This window comes from Alicyclobacillus sp. TC (assembly GCF_016804365.1).
In the GTDB taxonomy this organism is placed as follows: Bacteria; Bacillota; Bacilli; order Alicyclobacillales; family Alicyclobacillaceae; genus Alicyclobacillus_I; species Alicyclobacillus_I tolerans.
Window position 1 is genome coordinate 14,335 of sequence record NZ_CP044434.1, and the last position, 19,059, is coordinate 33,393.

Annotated in this window: 15 protein-coding genes and 1 tRNA gene; 14 read left to right on the forward strand and 2 right to left on the reverse strand. The window is 47.4% G+C overall.

Features of this window, described 5'->3' with window-relative positions; all coding sequences use genetic code 11:
* The first annotated feature begins 128 nt into the window (after positions 1 to 128).
* From guaB to FY534_RS00080, 6 genes are all read left to right on the forward strand, one after another.
* The gene (gene guaB / locus FY534_RS00055; protein ID WP_203114892.1) at positions 129 to 1,598 is read left to right on the forward strand and encodes an IMP dehydrogenase; all 1,470 of its coding nucleotides are present in this window, start codon (positions 129 to 131) and stop codon (positions 1,596 to 1,598) included.
* Positions 1,599 to 1,760: 162 nt separating this feature from the next.
* Positions 1,761 to 2,636 (forward strand): pyridoxal 5'-phosphate synthase lyase subunit PdxS, encoded by an 876-nt coding sequence (pdxS, locus tag FY534_RS00060; protein ID WP_255567419.1) that lies wholly within the window; start codon positions 1,761 to 1,763, stop codon positions 2,634 to 2,636.
* Between the two features lie 72 nt (positions 2,637 to 2,708).
* On the forward strand, positions 2,709 to 3,299 hold the full coding sequence (pdxT, locus tag FY534_RS00065) for a pyridoxal 5'-phosphate synthase glutaminase subunit PdxT (RefSeq protein ID WP_304503220.1): 591 nt from the start codon (positions 2,709 to 2,711) through the stop codon (positions 3,297 to 3,299).
* Between the two features lie 95 nt (positions 3,300 to 3,394).
* Positions 3,395 to 4,669, forward strand: coding sequence for a serine--tRNA ligase (gene serS, locus FY534_RS00070; protein WP_072873716.1), 1,275 nt, complete (start codon positions 3,395 to 3,397; stop codon positions 4,667 to 4,669).
* Between the two features lie 83 nt (positions 4,670 to 4,752).
* Entirely contained in the window at positions 4,753 to 5,256 is a 504-nt protein-coding gene (locus FY534_RS00075) for a hypothetical protein (RefSeq protein WP_072873715.1), read from the forward strand.
* 111 nt (positions 5,257 to 5,367) lie between these two features.
* Positions 5,368 to 5,446, forward strand: a tRNA-Arg gene (locus tag FY534_RS00080).
* A 58-nt stretch (positions 5,447 to 5,504) separates the two neighbouring features.
* On the opposite strand, the gene FY534_RS00085 is transcribed toward FY534_RS00080, so the two are convergent.
* Positions 5,505 to 6,716, reverse strand: a complete 1,212-nt coding sequence (locus FY534_RS00085; RefSeq protein ID WP_203114894.1) for a tyrosine-type recombinase/integrase — start codon at positions 6,714 to 6,716, stop codon at positions 5,505 to 5,507.
* Positions 6,717 to 6,897: 181 nt separating this feature from the next.
* Between FY534_RS00085 and FY534_RS00090 the strand changes: the two genes are divergently transcribed.
* From FY534_RS00090 to FY534_RS00100, 3 genes are all read left to right on the forward strand, one after another.
* Entirely contained in the window at positions 6,898 to 7,098 is a 201-nt protein-coding gene (locus FY534_RS00090) for a helix-turn-helix domain-containing protein (protein WP_203114895.1), read from the forward strand.
* Positions 7,099 to 7,314: 216 nt separating this feature from the next.
* Positions 7,315 to 7,731 carry a hypothetical protein gene (locus tag FY534_RS00095; RefSeq protein WP_203114896.1) on the forward strand — a complete coding sequence of 139 codons (417 nt, stop codon included), beginning with the start codon at positions 7,315 to 7,317 and terminating at the stop codon, positions 7,729 to 7,731.
* A 725-nt stretch (positions 7,732 to 8,456) separates the two neighbouring features.
* Complete coding sequence (locus tag FY534_RS00100) at positions 8,457 to 8,810, forward strand: hypothetical protein (protein ID WP_203114897.1); 354 nt, start codon at positions 8,457 to 8,459, stop codon at positions 8,808 to 8,810.
* Between the two features lie 104 nt (positions 8,811 to 8,914).
* Here the strand turns inward: FY534_RS00100 and FY534_RS00105 are convergent, their stop codons facing one another.
* Positions 8,915 to 9,919, reverse strand: coding sequence for a tyrosine-type recombinase/integrase (locus FY534_RS00105; protein ID WP_203114898.1), 1,005 nt, complete (start codon positions 9,917 to 9,919; stop codon positions 8,915 to 8,917).
* A gap of 1,030 nt (positions 9,920 to 10,949) precedes the next feature.
* On the opposite strand from FY534_RS00105, the gene FY534_RS00110 reads away from it, so the two are divergent.
* From FY534_RS00110 to FY534_RS00130, 5 genes are all read left to right on the forward strand, one after another.
* Positions 10,950 to 12,746, forward strand: coding sequence for a hypothetical protein (locus FY534_RS00110; protein ID WP_203114899.1), 1,797 nt, complete (start codon positions 10,950 to 10,952; stop codon positions 12,744 to 12,746).
* Between the two features lie 606 nt (positions 12,747 to 13,352).
* The gene (locus FY534_RS00115; RefSeq protein ID WP_203114900.1) at positions 13,353 to 14,342 is read left to right on the forward strand and encodes a DNA cytosine methyltransferase; all 990 of its coding nucleotides are present in this window, start codon (positions 13,353 to 13,355) and stop codon (positions 14,340 to 14,342) included.
* 13 nt (positions 14,343 to 14,355) lie between these two features.
* Positions 14,356 to 16,812 carry an ATP-binding protein gene (locus tag FY534_RS00120; RefSeq protein ID WP_203114901.1) on the forward strand — a complete coding sequence of 819 codons (2,457 nt, stop codon included), beginning with the start codon at positions 14,356 to 14,358 and terminating at the stop codon, positions 16,810 to 16,812.
* Complete coding sequence (locus FY534_RS00125; RefSeq protein ID WP_203114902.1) at positions 16,812 to 18,506, forward strand: DEAD/DEAH box helicase family protein; 1,695 nt, start codon at positions 16,812 to 16,814, stop codon at positions 18,504 to 18,506. Before FY534_RS00120 ends, FY534_RS00125 begins: the two co-directional genes overlap by 1 nt.
* Complete coding sequence (locus FY534_RS00130) at positions 18,493 to 19,041, forward strand: hypothetical protein (protein ID WP_238413593.1); 549 nt, start codon at positions 18,493 to 18,495, stop codon at positions 19,039 to 19,041. The genes FY534_RS00125 and FY534_RS00130 overlap by 14 nt, the downstream gene beginning before the upstream one ends.
* Positions 19,042 to 19,059 lie beyond the last annotated feature (18 nt).

A 19,059-nucleotide genomic window follows, 5' to 3' on the forward strand; every position in this document is an offset into this window, starting at 1 on the left:
CTTTCCTTTTACTTTGTTGAATTGACACCTAAAATTCTTCACTGTTATAATCCACGCAATATTTATCCGATACGGCGCGGGAGGATAGAAATTCGGCGCATTTTAACTGATTCCAAGGGGGACTTAGGTTGTCTAACCAATGGGAAAATAAATTTATTAAAGAGGGATTGACGTTTGATGATGTATTGTTGATTCCTGCTTATTCAGAAGTACTTCCTAAAGATGTGGATGTAAAGACGAAAATTACGACTGACATCACGCTAAATGTCCCCATTGTAAGTGCCGCCATGGATACAGTTACTGATGGTTCATTGGCTATTGCTATGGCAAGAGAAGGCGGCATTGGCATTATACACAAAAATATGACGATAGATCAGCAAGCAGAAGAAGTGGATAAGGTAAAACGTTCTGAAAGTGGGGTAATCACTGATCCAATATACTTGACACCGGATCACCCTATTCAAGATGCAGAATCTTTGATGGCGAAATATCGGATATCCGGTGTGCCCATTGTTGAAGGAGAAAATCGTAAATTAGTTGGAATTATTACAAACCGTGATTTACGTTTTGAGAAAAATTATAATCGTCCGATTCGTGAAGTGATGACAAGCGGGAATTTAGTGACTGCGCCTGTTGGAACGACGTTATCTGATGCAAAAGAAATACTGCGTCAACATAAAGTCGAAAAATTGCCTCTGGTAGATGCGAATGGAATTTTACGAGGGCTAATTACGATTAAGGATATTGAAAAGGCTCGACAATACCCACAGGCTGCAAAAGATGGTCAAGGAAGATTGCTGGTTGGAGCCGCAGTGACAGTGTCAGCAGATTTGTATCGTCGAGCAGAAGCACTTGTTGCTTCGCAAGTGGATGTACTGGTTGTTGATACAGCACACGGCCATTCAAAAGGAGTTATAGAAGCCGTTAAAAATTTGCGCAAACAGTTTAGTCACGTACAGATTGTAGCTGGTAATGTAGCTACAGCTGAAGCAACAGAGGCTTTAATTGATGCGGGTGTCAATGCAGTAAAAGTGGGCATTGGACCGGGTTCTATTTGTACAACCCGAGTGGTGGCTGGCATTGGTGTCCCACAGATTACAGCTATCTATGATTGTGCTAGTGTAGGAAGGCGCAGAGGAGTGCCTATTATAGCTGATGGTGGGATTAAATATTCGGGTGATATTGTCAAAGCATTAGCTGCTGGCGCTCACACGGTCATGATTGGATCTTTGCTTGCTGGAACTGAGGAGAGCCCTGGTGAGATTGAGATATATCAAGGAAGACGTTTTAAAGTTTATCGGGGTATGGGTTCGATTGGTGCTATGAAAGCTGGCAGTGGAGACCGTTATTTTCAAGGAGAGGCAAAAAAATTAGTTCCAGAAGGCATAGAAGGTCGTGTTGCCTATCGTGGACCTTTGTCAGAAATCCTCTATCAATTAGTGGGTGGTTTAAGAGCAGGTATGGGTTACTGTGGGGCATCCACAATAGAAGATTTGCAAAATTATGCCCAATTTTTACGAATTACGTCAGCTGGATTGCGAGAAAGTCATCCGCATGATGTGCATATTACCAAAGAAGCACCAAATTATAGTATCTAAGAATCATTGCTAGATGGCTGGTCCTGAATACAGGCGGAATTGCCGTTGTGATATACTTATACACAGCAGAAGATTAGCTTGTGTATATTGTTGTGGATAACTTTTTGCTAACAGTATTAATGGCAGAAGATACATGGGGAGGAACTACAAGTGGCAACCAATGTGGGAACCGAACGAGTTAAACGTGGTATGGCAGAAATGCAAAAAGGCGGCGTCATTATGGACGTCATTAACGCGGAACAAGCAAAAATTGCAGAAGCAGCTGGTGCTTGCGCAGTTATGGCACTGGAACGGGTGCCTTCCGATATTCGAGCGGCTGGCGGAGTTGCCCGTATGGCCGATCCGACCATAATTGAAGAAGTAATGAAGGCTGTCTCTATTCCAGTCATGGCCAAATGCCGGATCGGCCATATTGTTGAAGCTAGAATTTTAGAGTCTCTCGGTGTGGATTATATTGATGAGAGTGAAGTTTTGACACCTGCAGACGATAAATACCATGTGGATAAAAGAAAGTTTACCGTGCCATTTGTCTGCGGCGCACGTGATTTGGGTGAGGCATTGCGGAGAATCGCTGAAGGAGCTTCTATGATTCGGACGAAAGGCGAACCGGGAACAGGCAATATTATTGAAGCGGTTAAGCATCAGAGAATGATGCAAGCGAAAATTCGTGAAGTGCAAAATATGTCCACTGATGAGTTGTACGCAGAAGCCAAAAACTTGGGCGCTCCTTTTGAACTGCTTCTTGAAGTACACAATACTGGTAAATTACCTGTAGTAAATTTTGCAGCTGGTGGAGTTGCTACTCCTGCTGATGCTGCCTTGATGATGGAATTAGGTTCAGATGGTGTTTTTGTGGGTTCAGGTATTTTTAAATCGGAGAATCCTGAAAAGTTTGCTCGTGCAGTTGTTCAGGCCACAACGCATTATCAAGATTATGAATTGATTGGTGAACTTTCCAAAGGTTTGGGCTCGCCAATGAAAGGAATTGACCTGAATACATTGCGAGATGAAGAGCGGATGGCTGTACGCGGCTGGTAAAGATCGAAACAATAGAGTGCAGCCCGTGCTTATTGTACGGGCTGTCGTTTTCAAGAAGGCAGGTGAACCATGATGAAAATTGGTGTCGTGGCCGTACAAGGGGCATTTCGGGAACATCAACGAATGCTCAATCAATTAGGAGTTGACACTATTGAAATTAAGCGCAGTCAACATCTAGAGAATCTGAATGGTATTGTATTGCCTGGTGGCGAGAGCACATCAATTGGAAAATTGATGAGGGAATATGGATTAATAGAACCCATTCGTGAAATGGTTCAGCAAGGTACTCCAATTTTTGGTACATGTGCGGGTATGATTGTTATGGCGAAAACAATCAGTAGTGGTGAGCAACCGCATTTGGCTGTTATGGATGTTACGGTCAGCCGAAACTCTTTTGGTCGACAAAAAGATTCTTTTGAAGCAGATTTGGATATGGATGTCATCGGATCGACACCTTTTCCAGCGGTTTTCATTCGTGCGCCACATATTGAAAGTGTAGGCGAAAATGTTCGCGTGCTTTCCAGGTATCAGGGACGTATAGTCGCGGTTCAGGAAAAACATTGTTTGGCTATTTCATTTCATCCAGAATTGACAGATGATAGCCGTATTCATCAATATTTTCTCGAGAAAATCGTACAACCTTCTCTACAAACTGTCCGCTAAGCTTTTACACTTTTTAAAAATATATAAACGAAGCAGGACAAAGTTTAAGACAGTTTATGCATTCTAAAACCTGACAAAAGATGGTGACCGAAACAATGCTCGATATCAAAGCTATTCGACAGGATCCAGAATTTTTTCGCCGGGGTATTGCACGCAAAAAAGCAGATCCAGAATTGATTCATCAATTGCTAACAATGGACGAGTCATGGCGTGCAGCATTGGCCGAAGTGGAACGTTTAAAAAATGATCGCAATCGAGCGAGTGAAGAGATTGCCAAAAAGAAAAAGTCAGGTGAAGATGCGTCCGAATCGATCCGTCTTATGAAAGATGTATCGGATCGGATTAAACTTTTAGATGAGACTGTGCGGGAACGCGAAGCGGCAGTCAAAGATTTGCTTTTGTCCATCCCTAATGTGGCGCATGAGTCTGTTCCGGATGGAGATTCGGAGGAAGACAATGTCACTCTTCGTCATTGGGGTGAAAAACCGCAATTTAGTTTTGAGCCTAAGCATCATTATGAGATTGCTTCACAATTGGATATTGTTGATTTTGAGAGGGCTGTAAAGATTACCGGCAGTCGTTTTATTTTATACAAAGGGCTAGGTGCACGTCTTGAAAGAGCATTAGCCAATTTTATGCTGGATTTTCAAACGGAGAAGAATGGCTATCAAGAAATGTTTCCTGCTTTTATTGCCAATGCGGATAGTTTAGTTGGCACAGGAAATTTACCTAAATTTGGAGAAGAAATGTTTCGTTTGGAAGGACTTCCGTATTACTTAATACCTACTGCTGAAGTTCCTTTAACAAATTATTATCGTGATGAAATTCTCAGCATTGAACAATTGCCAGTTAAATTTGCTGGATACAGTTCCTGTTTTCGAAGTGAAGCTGGTAGTGCTGGCAAAGATACCAGAGGCTTGATTCGCCTGCATCAATTCCAAAAAGTCGAGTTGGTTAAATTGGTGTTGCCAGAAAATTCGTATGCTGAGCTTGATAGCTTAATTGAGGATTGCGCAGATATTCTTGAAGCGTTAGAGCTTCCTTATCGAGTTGTAGAAATATGTACGGGCGATCTCGGTTCAAAAGAAACAAAAAAAATTGATCTAGAAGTGTGGTTTCCTGCTCAACAGACCTACCGGGAAATCAGTTCTTGTTCTAATTTTGAAGACTATCAGGCAAGACGTGCCAACTTGCGTTTTCGGCGAACTGAAACATCAAAACCGGAATTTGTGCATACATTGAATGGGTCGGGTCTTGCCATAGGGAGAACCTTGGCTGCTCTGTTAGAAAATGGCCAACAATCGGATGGCAGTGTACGCCTGCCTAAAGCGTTGGTTCCCTATATGGGCGGTATCGAGATCGTTAACTAAAGAAAATATAAAGAATCGAAGATAAAGTTTAACTTTGATGTTGAAATAAATGAGGGCATTGCGGGGGAGTCAGGAGGCTGTTTGTGAAAGTTTCTCATTTGGAATTGCGTCTTTCAAGCTCAGATCTCAATCAAATGCTTGCAGAGATTGCACCAGATGTAAAAGTTAAAATTTTGGATATAGGAGATAGTGGTATTCACGGGCAGGTTAAACTGCTCGTGTGGAATATTGATTTTATAGCAAAACCGTCTGCAGATTGGGCGAGTGATGCTGTAAACTTAGATATTTCTGCTCACAAATTGGTGAATATCCCATCCTCTATTGTTGAGCGTCAGCTCCGTGAAGCATTGAAAGATGGTCCGCCAGGAATCGAGGTTCTAAGGCAAAGTTTACGTGTTCATGTGCCTTCTTTGATACAGCCGCTTGGTGTGGAATTAAGAGTTAAGGACATCCATTGTCAACCTGGATATTTAGTCTTGGCTGTTGAACAACTTCAATTACCTCTCCCGCAAAATTTGTTCCAAAGCCATTTGTTGACTGCCGATCCGAAATCCAACTTAAAAACGAATATAGTGGATAAAGCATAGGAGATTGTATGAGATATGGGTGAACAAAGAGAAAGTGATTCAAGTGATAGAGAGAAACTAGTAAACGTGTGCGATATGATTTTTTGCCAGAATGGACTATAATGTTTGTATGCACCCGTAGCTCAGGTGGATAGAGCGGTGGTTTCCTAAACCACGTCTTGCGGGGGTTCGAGTCCCTCCGGGTGCGCCAGAGAAACCCTTATGTAGTGCGGATTCTCGAGGATTCGAGGATCACGCACTTTTGTTTATTAGAGGCTCGTGCCCATATCTTGCCCATATGGGTGTTCAAATGTGGGAACCGAGACGGACAAAATGGTATCAAACTTTTCGGCCGCCTCATCTTGCATTGACTCTAAGACGTGGCTGTAAATGTCCAGGGTTACGCTAATGCTTTCGTGACCGAGACGTTCCGAAACCACCTTCACGTTGACTCCCTGTTTCAGCAAAAGCGTGGCGTGTGTGTGCCGAAGGTCGTGAATCCTGATCCTTGGCAAACTGCTCTTTGCCAGCAGACGAAGGAACGTGGAACGGACATTGTGAGCCAACACGGCATTGCCGGTACACGTCGTGACAATTAAGTCTTGATCGTTCCAAAGGTCACCGGCCTGTTGCCGCTCAGCTTCTTGAACAGACCGGTGCTGATAAAGATCCCGCAACGTGGAGGGGGCCAATTTGATCGTCCGGTTACCCTTCTTTGTCTTAGGCTGTTGGAAAACGTATCCCCGCAGCCCGTGTGTGTATGACCTTTGAACGTGGATTTTCCCCGATACCCAGTCGACGTCCCTCCACTTCAGACCGAGTACCTCACCGAGCCGCATACCAGTTCCGAGTGCGAGGGCAAAGAAGATATAGTAGCGGCTGTTACGGGCCGCCTCCAGGAATGAAGCCACTTCGGATTCGCTCCAAGTCTGCATTTCAAGTTGTGGGGGCCTGGGAGGATTGACCGCCGATGCTGGGTTCACTGAAATTTTGCCTTTAATGCATGCTTGTTTCAAAATATGCTTGATCAAGACATGGATGTGCTTGACTGAGCGTAACGACAAGCCACACTTTTCACAATCGCCTGGCATTGCGAGACGAGTGTAAAGGTCTTGTAAGTGGTGCGGCCTCAATTTACGCAGTTCGATGTGGCCCAGCTCAGGAATGATATACTTGTTCACCAGCCAAGAGTACTTACGCAGTGTGCCTTCACGCACCTGGTACTCTTTTTCTTGGAGGAAAGTGCGGCAAAATTCCCTCAGAAACTCCTTTGATGGTTTGACGTAAGTCCCCTGCCGTTTCTCGAGGAGCTTTTTGGCCCGAAACTCTTGTGCTTCAGATAATGTGCAGAAAGCCTTCTCTTCATAAACAGGCTTTCCCCCTGCATCACGACCACAAAATACACGGGCGTAATATTTGTCCCCCCTTTTCCGGATACCCGGTTTATTGCCGACCCGACTCTTTTTCACTTTGCTGTTCATAACTATCACCTCCATTTTTCAGGAGCAGAACCTGTTTCCAACTGCTGCCTGTGCCCACATGATAGATCCAAGAAATCAAATCTGTCCAAATTTACGAGTGACCTCGTAAAACTTGACGTGACGAATTAAGACTCGATACTGTTGCGTTGCAAAGTAATAAACACTGAGGAGGGGATGCTAAATGCAGCAAGAGTATGCAAAAGCACTTACAGTTCCAGAGGTGGCTAAAATTCTTGGAATCGGCCTGAACAAGGCGTACCAGATGGCGAATCTCCCGGATTTTCCCTGCATGAGGCACGGCAATCGTATTATTATCCCGCCTAAACGGTTTTTTGAATGGTTGGATGAACAGGCGGCGGCACACCGGACGATTGCGGGATGACAAATTTTTCGGCGGTGCAATGCGCATCGTCGACTACATAGTGTAATTCAACGAAAGAGCATGCAACGGTATAATGGAGACAGAGTATTTGCAAACACACAGCGTGTTTTGACGCTACAAGTCGCAAACGTTCAAAGTTGATGACCACGATGGTTTATGGGACAGTTTTCGTTAAAGGCACTCGCTTGAATACTTTCGATCGAGGTGACATATCCGATGGTCGAGAAGAGGCCCGTGATCATACCGAAGGGCAAGTGCAGCGGAGCATTTACCATCAAAGGCATTAGCCCTCCTCCGGCGACGAACGGGATTGAAGTATTCTACGGGAAGAAGACCGCTGCAAAAAATGATGGCGCTGACGAGCATGAAATACTGCTCGTTGAGGTTCCCGAACTATGGTCCATACGTGTCCATCTGTCCAACAATCGTACATACCTATACGACGTGACTCCTCTGGCCAAGGCTGGAGGTCCCTGGCGCACCCTGCGGGCTGCCCCTGACTACTTTTTCAGCAGGATAGATACTCAACCACATCGGATCATCTGGCGGGTGTCAGAGGATGAGCAGGAGTGTCCGCAGGTGTCGGTAGAGGTCATCTTGCGTGAAGGTCGGATAGAAGTTGATGAGGGGTGAAAGCATGTGGAAGTGGCTTCGGCGACGAAAAGAGGATCGACGTTTGACCGGTGCTGACGAACACGCAGCCAAGTCCGTGCTACCACCAGCTCGCAAAGTTGTGGTTGGTGGCCAGATCTTCTTTGTGCGAGACTTACCTTTGAGTTGGAAGTACGCTCGGCTAAACGCAAAGCTGGCCAAAGAAGGCCGGCATGAGCGCTGGACCGAAGTGGTGCCTGGCGAGTGGTACTGCATAGGAACGGCGCACCTGGATGAGCCCTATCCCGCCGCTCGATCTTGATGATGACAAAGTGGTGCCGCTGCAGATCTATTTGGACGATATAGACGAGCGTTGATGGCTTTTTCGTTGATACGACTGTGGTAGAATAGGTATGTCCCAAAACTCAGGATGAGCTGTAGCGTATCCCGAAAGGCCCCCTGCCACCACATGGGCAGGAGGCTTTTTCGTTCCGTTACGTTCCTTTGGTTACGAGGTTTTGTTCCTTCGGTTACGAAGTTTTCAGGAATCGTCATGAGTGGCCGAGGTGTCTACGTCAATTTGAACTACGTGGATTTGTTGATTGAACTACGTGGTTTTGTTCCTTGGACTACGAGGCCTTTGCAACCAGTGCAGTAAAGGCTGTTTTGCCTGGGCCTGATTGTAGCGCTTTCCGCAAACATAGACTTGTTTTATCCCACCAACCCTTGGCACTATGTCTCCATCTTGATCATAGGAGGTGGTCATCATGGAGATGCAGAACCAAACTACAATTGGTCCGGAGGAGTTAATCAAGTGTCAACGCTGTCGGACTGACAAACCACGGAGCGCCTATCGTCAAGTTGCTAACCCGACGATTTGTCTGGAGTGCTATGCGGCAAAGCGGCGGGAGGCACGACAGGCCCAGGTCACGGAGACAGAGGGCTTGGCCAAACAGCGTGTTGGTGTGTATCTGTCACCTTTGGCTTATGCCACATTAAGGGCGATGTCGTTGAAGTACAAGAGTGACAGCGATGTGATCGATCAATTGCTGTTAAAGGCCTACGGCACCATGACTCCAGATGAAAAAGCGGTAGTAGCGTATGTGCAGAAGCCGATGTAAGAGGCCCTGGTAGGCCTCACAACCCTCATCATCCAGCGATGAGGGTTCTCTACATGCCCCTTCAGGACGCCGCCCCTTGCGGGGCGTAGGATCATCCAGTCCACCTAGCTCCTGACCTTGTGAAGTGGTGAACCGACGGTGTACGTGTCGAGTATTTGGTCACGATTATGCCCGATGGCTTGTGACGTGGCTCTCCTCGCATCTCGGATGTTATCGTACTTCTCTACGTTCTCCCCCAGTGTATTCTGCGTGTAGTGATGTCGGACCCCGTGGGCCGTCAGATTTGCTCGCTTTTCCCCTTTTCCTCGATCTTTGTCCTGAAAGGCATCTCGGTATCGGTACAGCCAGTTTTGGATGCTCTTGGATACGCTCTTCATGGTTTCTCTCTTGCGATGGTCTACTACAATATAGCCGTTTCGTACTCCATTGGCTGATGCCACCTTGAGCCAGCCTTCAAGAACCTGACGGGCTTCTGGAGTAAGGGGGATATCTCTCGGACGACCATGCTTTTCTTGGCCCCTCCTGACATGGAAAACCCCATCACGAAGAGCCTCCTTGACTTGTTCGACAGTTGTTCTGACGAAGCCGCCGATGCGAAAACCGAGGTGTTGGTCGACCTTGAGAAACTGTTCAACTTTCCACCAGTTCGCCTTTTGCACTGCCAGATTGAGGGCTCGTTCGAGTTCTGTTGGGGACCATGCCCGTTCCACGGCTTCGGTCTGTCGATTTTCCATGTGTTCTCCTTTTTCCGCCAGGTACTGCCGGATGTCATCAATTTCCGGAACGTGGCGATGTCCCGGAAGTTGGCGATCAAGGTATCGGATGGCATCTATCTCCTTATACATCGAGCTCGTTGAAAGGCCTCGTTCAACCATTCCATCGGCATAACTGAATACGTGTTTCGCATCAAAGTTTTTCAGGCTCTGCAACCGATAGTCGTCCGCCAGGTGGGCGCAGAAACGCCGGAGGCACGCTTCGTAACTCTCTCGTGTATTATGCCCGCCTTGGTTAGCGTGCCGAAACACACGGTCGAGTTGGTTGGTGAGGGACTTGAAGATCCCCTCGTTTTGCACCATTTCCACTTGCCCTGGATTTTTGATCTCACCCATTTGTATCACCTCCTGTTCTCCACGAAATGTAAATTCGAAAGGCCGGTCTTTCCATCACTTTTCTAGACCTTTTCCTCCCTTTTTCCCGGCCTTTTTTCTATTGGTAACGTTTTTCACCTTTTCATACCCTTTTCCCATAAGGGATATCCCGATTTTGTTCCTTTTTGTTCCCCTACGTTTCCTCCTGCGATAGCTCGCTTCAATCGCTGCATGGTCGACCTAGAGCGTCGACCATTTGCTCTCTCGCTTGCCATAGCAGGAGGAAACGTAGGGGTGTGAAAAGGGTTTGAACCGGTTTCAAAAGGGGTTGAAAACAAGTAAAGCAAAAGGTTAGAAAAAGGTGGTACAAGGGTTGAGCAGATTGCCTATACGGACTGTCATCCGTGTTGTGCAGCCATGCCCATGGCCGCTGCAACTAGGCTTGTCGGGCTTCTCGCTCGGTTTGGGTGAGCGATCTGGCGCACCAGGCGCTTGGTCCATGACCAGCCCTCCGTTATGGAGCTTTTGCGGCTTTGGGCACCGCCGGGGCTACAAGACCCGTTCGCATTTCTTGCAAGAGGCGTTTATTACCGAGGTGTTCCATCTCTATAAAACGAGGGTTCAATCTCATTTCCGGCCTGTAGACGTGATTCACTCATATGGGTGTGCGATTCACCTTTTCATCTCTCCCTTCATCTCTCCTTTGTTCAACGGTTGCGATCTTATAAACGGTTGCTCTTCTAATGCAAGGCCACCTTCAAACATTTTTTCGGTATCGAGTGACACTTGCAATTTTCGATCAAGGCTTAGTAGGTTTTCCGTCAAGAAGTGGGGCGCCGCTTATCACACAAAATCCGCCCCGGTGGTTGGAACACCGAGACGGATATCATGCCCCCCAGTCAGGCGACGACTGGAGTGATTGCTGAAGTCACTATGCGCAAAGTTATCGTGACTTTGCAAGTGTTAAAAGCACCTCCCTGGAAATCAAACCGATTTCTCAAGTCGCCCGGCTGAGAAGTCGGTTTTTTGTTTGACGAAAGGAGGGTGACGTATGGCCAAGACGGTCGACAACCATCAAAAGCTACGAATAGTAGCGAATCGAACAGCGCTTTGTGTTCGTTCCTCACAATCACTAAGCACACCAGGTCAAAATCCGTCGCTAGCTGAACAGTTGCGGCAGGAGATGGATGGAGCCAAACGTGCTGTGGATCACATCAAAAAACACCACGAGGGCACACAAGGCTGGATCGCATTTTTTCAAAAACTGAACTTCAACGGCAGTCAATCTTGGAGTAACCAGATTTTTGTGCGTCTGACACCAGCGTACGAGCGGGTAATATCGTGTGCTGTGTACGAGCTCACTGAGACCGAACAAAATCTCATGGAAGAACTTTCAGAGGAAGAAAAGGTGCAATACTTGGCTGATTTACGGACTATCAAAGCCGAAAAACGCCTTGAGAAACTACGCAAGGATGGCGGCAGCAAGCTCCTGATTCGACCGGTAAAACGCAGCAGACAGTACACCTATCAGCTCAATGAAATAACGGAGGAACTGCTTCTTCAATGGGGGATGAGGGACCTTTACTTCGTCCAAAACCCGAGTTTTGTCGTAGGACGACGGACGGAGAACACCGTGAAAGAGGTACGCTCGTTGTATGTGGATCTTGACATCTTGGAACTCACCAGCATGACCGTAGCGCAAGCCTGGACAAAGGTGCGAGAGTGCTTTGGTGATATGGTTCCAACGCCTAACGTAGTGGCCTTTACCGGTGGCGGTATCCACCTGGTGTGGTGGATCAATCCCGTTAGTCACTACAAGGTGGATCTTTGGAAGAAAATTGAGGCTCGGCTTATCGAGATTTTCCAGCCGTATGGCGTCGATACTGGAGTCAGCGATGTTGTGCGTGTTCTGCGGCCAGACGGAAGCTTTAACAGCAAACGTGGGAAGACTACAGAAGTTCTGTATCTTCGGGCAGAGAGATACGATCTCCGCCAATTTGGCGAGCGGGTGATGCCCGACTGGATTCCATTTGAGGAATGGCTGTCAAAACACGAGAATCAGTCCAAGCTGTCGGAGGAGCAGGAAAAGCCGGCTCGGGCGCCGTCCAACGTCGTTCCTTTTACACAGCGTTCGTCGAAAGCTAGTAAAAGGAGAAAAGCTTCAACGGTAAAGAACGAATCCCAGCCTGGTCATGCTGAGGAACCCAACAAAAATGTTGTTGTATCATTTGTTCCACAGGCAAAAAAACGGCTACAAGACCTCGAAACCCTGCGGGAAATGGGTGCCTTCGACGGAGATCGCCGTCGTAGGGCAGTTTTCCTGTACCGAGTCACTGCGCTGTGTGCCTATGAGTCCGAAAAGGCGCTTGAGATGACCCGTTCTTTTAACGAGCGTTTGAAGTCACCGCTAGACGATTACGTCGTCGAATGTGAGACCCGCTATGCAGAGATAAAGCGGTACTGGTACTCTACGGAGAAAATCGTGGACTGGCTGGAAATTACGCCACAGGAACAGTCCGGCTTGCAAGTTCTTCGTCTTGATTGTGTATCCAAGAGCACTCGTAAACAGAGCAGCATGACTCGTGAGGAGTATGTGGCCACTGCCCAAGAACGCCGCCGACGTATCGTGGAGCTAAAGGCACAAGGACTAAACAATTGCCAAATAGCTGTGAAATTAGGATGCACAGAAGGGGAGGTGCGCCGACTCCTGAAAACACAAGTGGCAGCGTCAGAAAAGGCGGGTACGAGCGGTACGGCAGGGGGTCGTAGGGTTGTTTCTATATGTGACGACGTGACTGTGCGGGGGGCTGCACGTGTGTGCGGTGCAAGCGTGTGCGACAGACATTGAGAGAGGCTGCCAGCTGGTGGTCAAGCTCTCCTCTGCCGGATGAATATGTGGCACCGCCACTCAACGAGGACGCTTATGCTGTTGCACACGGGACTGTTCCTTGTGACTCGGCAACGGTGTTCCTCGTTAGTAGACAGCTGCCACCTGGTGCATCTGTTGTATGTAAGAGGTACGTCGCAACAATGCTGTCGGATATTCCACACCAGCATTGGACGATGGAACAGATCAGAGACTTGTACCTGTCGGTGCTTGCTTATGTTACTCGGCACGCTGATTCTGATGAAGAGGCCACAGCAAGCTAGGCAGCTTGAGATTCGTATTGGGGGCATCCACTTCTTTATTCAACGTCTGGGATCGTCTGAATTGATGCCCTCTAGCACCACTCCCTCAGTTTTGAAGATATGTGGTGAGACCTCTAGAAAAAGAGTGGGCGGAGGAACGCCACCAAGGCTAGCCAGGAATCGAAAACGAGTCCGGTGTCCAACCGATCTTCATCGATGTTCTGAACAGGTTCTGGTGAGGCCTCACTGGAGCAGGAGTTTCTTGGATCAACGACGAATAAAAATGGGGGAGGCTTGTGCTGTTAATTAGGGAGTTGAACGATGAATGAATGTACTAGATACCATTTCAACGGAAAAATACAACCAAGCGATCACGGATACGTGGTCTGTTTGTTCTTTATTTGCTGGCTGCGGGGGCTTAGACCTTGGCTTTTGTGGTGGGTTTCAATATAAAGGCATCGAATTTGAAAAACTAGGATACTCCATCAGAGCTGCCTATGAAATAGATCCTCTAGCTGTGGATACATATAAAAGGAATATAGGGGACCATATTTTTGAACAGGACCTCACTCAACTCAATCCTTCGGATGTACCAAAGCACGATGTGCTAATTGGTGGTTTTCCCTGCCAAGACTTCAGTTCATGCGGCCCTAAGAAGGGTCTTTCGTCTCCACGTGGACAACTGTATAAAGTTTTTTTCGGCGTGATGAAGGAACATAAACCCAAGGTTGTTGTAGCTGAAAACGTTCCAAATATCACGAGGATGCAAGGCGGAGAGGTAATTCGGACCATTCTTGCCGATCTCGAGTCAGTTGGTTACCGCTTTCAGACATGGGTTCTATTCGCTCCGGACTATGGTGTACCGCAAAACCGTACGAGGGTTTTTCTAGTGGGGGTTCGTGAGGATTTGCCAGGCGCTCCTATTCAGCCTGCACCTACACACTTGCTTGGTTATAGAACAATAGACTGGGCGATCTCTGATTTAGAAGACATTGATGATGAATCCATTGCAAATCAAAGTCAATATTTTAAGGCTAGTCGTGCAAAGAGGGGGAACGGGCAGGGGGACGAGGTTAGCCGTGCGGGTGAACCCAGTTACACCGTTCGTGCAAACGCCAAATCTCGTGTTCAGTTTCACTACAAACTCCCACGGAGATTGACTATACGGGAGTGCGCACGTTTACAAACTTTCCCGGACGACTTTATCTTTCCGCATTCTGCAACAACGAACATTATGCAGATCGGAAATGCTGTCCCACCCATGCTTTCACATCATGTGGCTCGATCCGTGGCGGAATATCTGAAGACGTTATAGGGGGAAGCGAGAAATGTCGCAAGTGCAAAGTACGGAACATGTGGATATAACCCCGAATCCTCGTGTGCTTCGCACCCTGGGAGAAATTCCTTTTGAACCTTGGCAATGTTTTGCGGAATTGATCGACAACAGCATTGATTCCTTCCAGTCCGCCACCACTGCATCAGTACCGTTGTCCAAGAAACAGATCATTATATCGTGGACCTCTACAGCTGCCGCTGCCGGTGAAAGAAAGATTGAAATTCGTGACACCGGGCCTGGTATGACACTCGATTCTATAAGAAATGCCGTGCAAGCAGGCTACTCGTCGAAAACCTCAACGGATAGCTTGGGTATGTTCGGGATGGGGTTCAACATAGCCACTGCAAGACTTGGTGAACAAACCGTTGTGCTTTCAACACGCACGGGTGACCCGAATTGGGTCGGTGTTTTAATTGATTTTGAGGAAATGATTCGTAATCAAAACTACGAGGTTCCCGTAGTTCGCTTTGATAAAGCCAACTCTTCCGACCATGGCACTCGTATCATAATATCAAAACTGAAACCGGGGATATTTGACCGGATTCGGGGTACGGAATCCCAAATTCGAAACACACTGGCTGACGTGTACTCTCCAATCTTAAGATCAATGGACGATCTTGAGATTCTCGTTCAAATGAAAAAGTGCAAGGCGGTCCCATATTGTGTCTGGTCGGAATCTCGATATGTTGTTCGTGGTGGAGAGACAATTCACGCTATACAGAAAGTCGATGAAAATGTCGGTATAGCGTTGTTCGACGTGAATAAAAACAGATATTTGTCGATAGAAGAGGAAGACGAAGCGTATGAATTTCAGTCTGAGAACGGCGTTTTTCCCGATGGCATCATTGAGCGGGAAAAAAGGATCGTTGGTTGGATTGGTATTCAGAGGTTTGGCGACGCTTCGATGTTCGGAATCGATTTTGTAAGAAACGGAAGAAAAATTCTTCGAAAAGACAAGTCGCTCTTTAGCTATTGGATTAGTGAAACTGGTACGTCAAACCTCGAATATCCCAAGGAACTAGGGTCCACGTGGGGTGGTCGAATTGTTGGTGAAATTCACGTTGACCACTTGGTTCCCACGTACCAGAAGAACGACTTTGACCGTACCGACGCATCTTGGTACGAGATGGTAAACATTCTCAGAGGCGACGGGCCCATCTTGAAGGAACAGCGACAGGTTCTTAATTATCAGGGCCAGAACAATTCCCCTATAGGAAAGTTGGTCCGTGGTTTCCAACGTCAAGATCCCGGAACCAAGTGGTTGGCTATAAAGGGCGAAATAGCTCGGGAGTGGGCGAAAAAGTTCTTTCTCGGTGATCTCGACTATATGGAGGATACAAAATGGTTTGAAGCTGCTCAACGGGCAGATATGGACAAGGCAGACCGTGGTGCCGGGAGAAGCGGGAGAGTAAACCCTGGATCGTCCCCTTCCGACGACCCAGACGACTATGGACCTGATAGCGGAAACACAGGGGGTTCGTCACAACGGGAGGATCAAGGGAATTCAACTAATGGGGAAGGGCGTTCGAACGAGGGTCAAAATACTGGTGAGCCGGGGACTGGACAGGCTTCCAATGGTACAGCGGAGGATCAAGGACCAGATTTAATCGAAGACCTGTTGTCGAGATCCGTTAGGGATGATTCATTGTGTCGGGAGTATCGATACCGAAACTGTCCATCACCTTTGGCTGTTGAGGTACGAAGGTTGACCAGCGGCGTAATTGGCACAGGACCTGACGGGGTTCCGTTGTTGTGGGATAAGGCCAATTTTAGATCGTTGAAATTTTTCTACAATCCATTTCACCCGTTTTTTATGACTAGAAGAACACAGCCATACGAGATGCTGTTACTACATTTGGCCGATGTGTTTATTACCCGTGATCGACTGGATCGAGAGCTGACAGCGGTCTACATCGAACTGCTCGAGGAGATGTTTCCAGACGAACGAATTGATCTTGGGACTATTCAGGAAAGGTCCCAGGCTTTCTTCGATCGTATGCGTGGGGCTGCGATTGATTTGCTTTCCAGTCGTGAATCAGAAATTTTGGACACACTACACGAGCATCCAGGAGACTTGGAAGTCATAGTCCAAAATTTGATTGTTTCTAATCCGGAACTCCAAATGAAGGTACTACACCGGGAACCTGGTGGTATCAAAGCGCTTGCCGTTGCACCGGAACGGTTTTTGGTTACACTAATTTCAAGGTATCCAGAAGAGTTCTTTGATGGAAACTTCTTTAGAGTAAACTATTCTCTGATAAATTTTCCTTCTTCACAGGCAACGGAGCGAATAAGAGAAGAGGCAAAAGAACGAGTGATATCGTACATCAAAGACGCTCAGTGGGTTTTGAGTCCATCGGACATCACCCAACGGGGTGGCTCGAAAAAAGAAGAATTGCTCCGCTGTAGCCATAGCCTGGAATTGTTAGAAGAGATGATGGTGGAATAATGGACGATTCGTTTCTGACAGAAGCCGTTATGCAGGGGACCAACTGGAGGGCGATGGAAAGGGTAGTCGCTAGAACTATGTCGCACTGTGGTTGGTCTGATGTACGTATTATTGGTCGGCGTGGAGATGGAGGCGGAGACGTTCTCGGCAAGCGCACCGTCAACGGCAAAGAAAAAGTGTTTGTCGTTCAAGTAAAGGCGGTAACTGGTTCAAATTATGTCGGTCCATCAGCTGTTCAAGAGGCGCTTGACGCATTGGCGTTGTATGGCGGAGACATTGCGGTCGTGGCGACCAACGGGGACTTTACGACTTCCGCTCGGACACGAATCAAAGAGCTTCAAAAGTACGGATTTGACTGCCGTTTATGGAACGGAGCGTTTCTGAGGGAAATCCTCGCCAAGTGGCCTGTTGAACATTGGGAACAAAGGAAGCCTAGACCGTACCAAGAAGTGGTCATAAGTGATTCCCTTGAAAAGTTCCGCTCCGGAGGACGATCGGTCCAATTCGTCATCGCTACAGGTCTCGGCAAGAGTACGATTGCCGCTGAGATTGTTCATAGACTTCGGGAAGATGGACTACGGAGCGTTTTGGTGGTCTGTCATTCTCAAGATTTGAGTTTACAACTTGAACAAAGCTTTTGGCCACAAATAGGAAAAGATGTGCCGACCCATGTTTTTTTTGATGGGTTACCTCCCAAGCGTTTCGATGGGATCAACTTTGGAACATATCAAACACTTCTAGGCTATCTTCCAGGCCTCAACCCAACCGATTTCGATATTGTGGTCGTGGATGAGGCGCATCACGCACTCGCCGACGGCTTTTTGCTTTGCCTCAAGCACCTAAGACCCCGCCTATTGATAGGTATGACCGCAACGCCTTGGAGAGGTGATGGTCTGAATCTGAATACAGTGTTCGGTGAACCAGTAGCGCAAATATCGCTTGTCGATGGTATGAAGATGGGCTTTTTAGCGAAAGTCTTATATCGGGTTTTCTGTGACACAATTGACTGGAAAGACGTGTTTTCCCAGGAACGTACAAAGGGACTCACATTGAGAGACCTCAATAGAAGGCTATTTGTCCCGCAAAGGGATGAAGCGATGATTAGCGAGACGCTCGAGGTGGCGTCAACCAGGGTTGGTCCACGAATCATTTTTTTCTGCTCTAGCATCGAACATTGCGCTAGGGTCTCGGAATTGGTGAATTTAAGCGGGATACTAAAGTGCCGGCCCTTGTCTGGGGTAAGTCGTCTTGAACGATACAAGTCTTTGATGGAATTCAGCGCTGGCAGAATACAAGCTGTTACCGCTGTTGATGTTCTTAATGAAGGAATTGACGTTCCTGACGTAAATATCATTGTGTTCATGAGGGTGACACATTCTCGTAGAATCTTCATCCAACAATTGGGGCGGGGGTTACGAGTCTCCGATCGGAAGAAAGAGGTCGTGGTGCTAGACTTTGTATCAGACTTGCGTCGACTTGCGGACATTATGGAGTTGGATAAAGAAGCCCGTTCTTCCACAAAGGGTCATCCTTCAGCAGTGCATTATTTTCCGGACGGTATCGTAAGGTTTGAGAACGCCGGAACACTCGCATTCGTTGAACAATGGCTCGACGATGTTACCAAAGCAGCTACAGAGGACGAGAAAAGCGCCCTCAAATTTCCGTTAGAGGTGCTTGACGTTGAGAATCCCTGATCCAGTAAGAAATGAACTCATTGAGAGAGTGTTCCGAATTGCCGATGATGAAGGGTATATGTTAAATAACAGAGTGGAAAACACCCGGTTTATGGATCGACTCGTCGCTGATCCGGAAGTAGGTGGAGTGCTGTTGCGGTTCATGGAGGAGGAAAAGGTTCGAACATACATAAAGGACGGCATTCTAAATCAGTACACCAAGTCCAAGAGAACTGTTACCAAGGAAGGTTTGCGAGCCGCAATCTGTGATTTCTACAACGAAGACTGTGCTCTTATAGGGCAGAAAAACGATGTTTACGTCTTTCGCATGACGCAAACTGGCAAGACGCTTGTGGTGGCGACGGGCACTTTCGTTAAGTGGGAAACGGCTCTTCGTAAAGTGCTACTGCACATCGGCGCCACGCCATTACTGCAAGGTCTCGAAATGAAAAAAATGCTTGTGATATTAACCGGCGGCGTACCACTTCCGGCTGGTGATGAGGAGATCCTTCAGCGTTCCCTGTTGCAAATAGGCGTTGACGTTTTGGTCTTATGAACTCATACAACTCGATAT

What these genes read in the sequence shown, in the direction of transcription:
- pdxT (WP_304503220.1), top strand. Translation starts at nt 2,709, where the DNA reads ATGAAAATTGGTGTCGTGGCCGTACAAGGGGCATTTCGGGAACATCAA.
- serS (WP_072873716.1), top strand. Translation starts at nt 3,395, where the DNA reads ATGCTCGATATCAAAGCTATTCGACAGGATCCAGAATTTTTTCGCCGG.
- FY534_RS00085 (WP_203114894.1), bottom strand. Translation starts at nt 6,716, where the DNA reads ATGAACAGCAAAGTGAAAAAGAGTCGGGTCGGCAATAAACCGGGTATC.
- FY534_RS00090 (WP_203114895.1), top strand. Translation starts at nt 6,898, where the DNA reads ATGCAGCAAGAGTATGCAAAAGCACTTACAGTTCCAGAGGTGGCTAAA.
- FY534_RS00095 (WP_203114896.1), top strand. Translation starts at nt 7,315, where the DNA reads ATGGTCGAGAAGAGGCCCGTGATCATACCGAAGGGCAAGTGCAGCGGA.
- FY534_RS00100 (WP_203114897.1), top strand. Translation starts at nt 8,457, where the DNA reads ATGGAGATGCAGAACCAAACTACAATTGGTCCGGAGGAGTTAATCAAG.
- FY534_RS00105 (WP_203114898.1), bottom strand. Translation starts at nt 9,919, where the DNA reads ATGGGTGAGATCAAAAATCCAGGGCAAGTGGAAATGGTGCAAAACGAG.
- FY534_RS00110 (WP_203114899.1), top strand. Translation starts at nt 10,950, where the DNA reads ATGGCCAAGACGGTCGACAACCATCAAAAGCTACGAATAGTAGCGAAT.
- FY534_RS00115 (WP_203114900.1), top strand. Translation starts at nt 13,353, where the DNA reads ATGAATGTACTAGATACCATTTCAACGGAAAAATACAACCAAGCGATC.
- FY534_RS00120 (WP_203114901.1), top strand. Translation starts at nt 14,356, where the DNA reads ATGTCGCAAGTGCAAAGTACGGAACATGTGGATATAACCCCGAATCCT.
- FY534_RS00125 (WP_203114902.1), top strand. Translation starts at nt 16,812, where the DNA reads ATGGACGATTCGTTTCTGACAGAAGCCGTTATGCAGGGGACCAACTGG.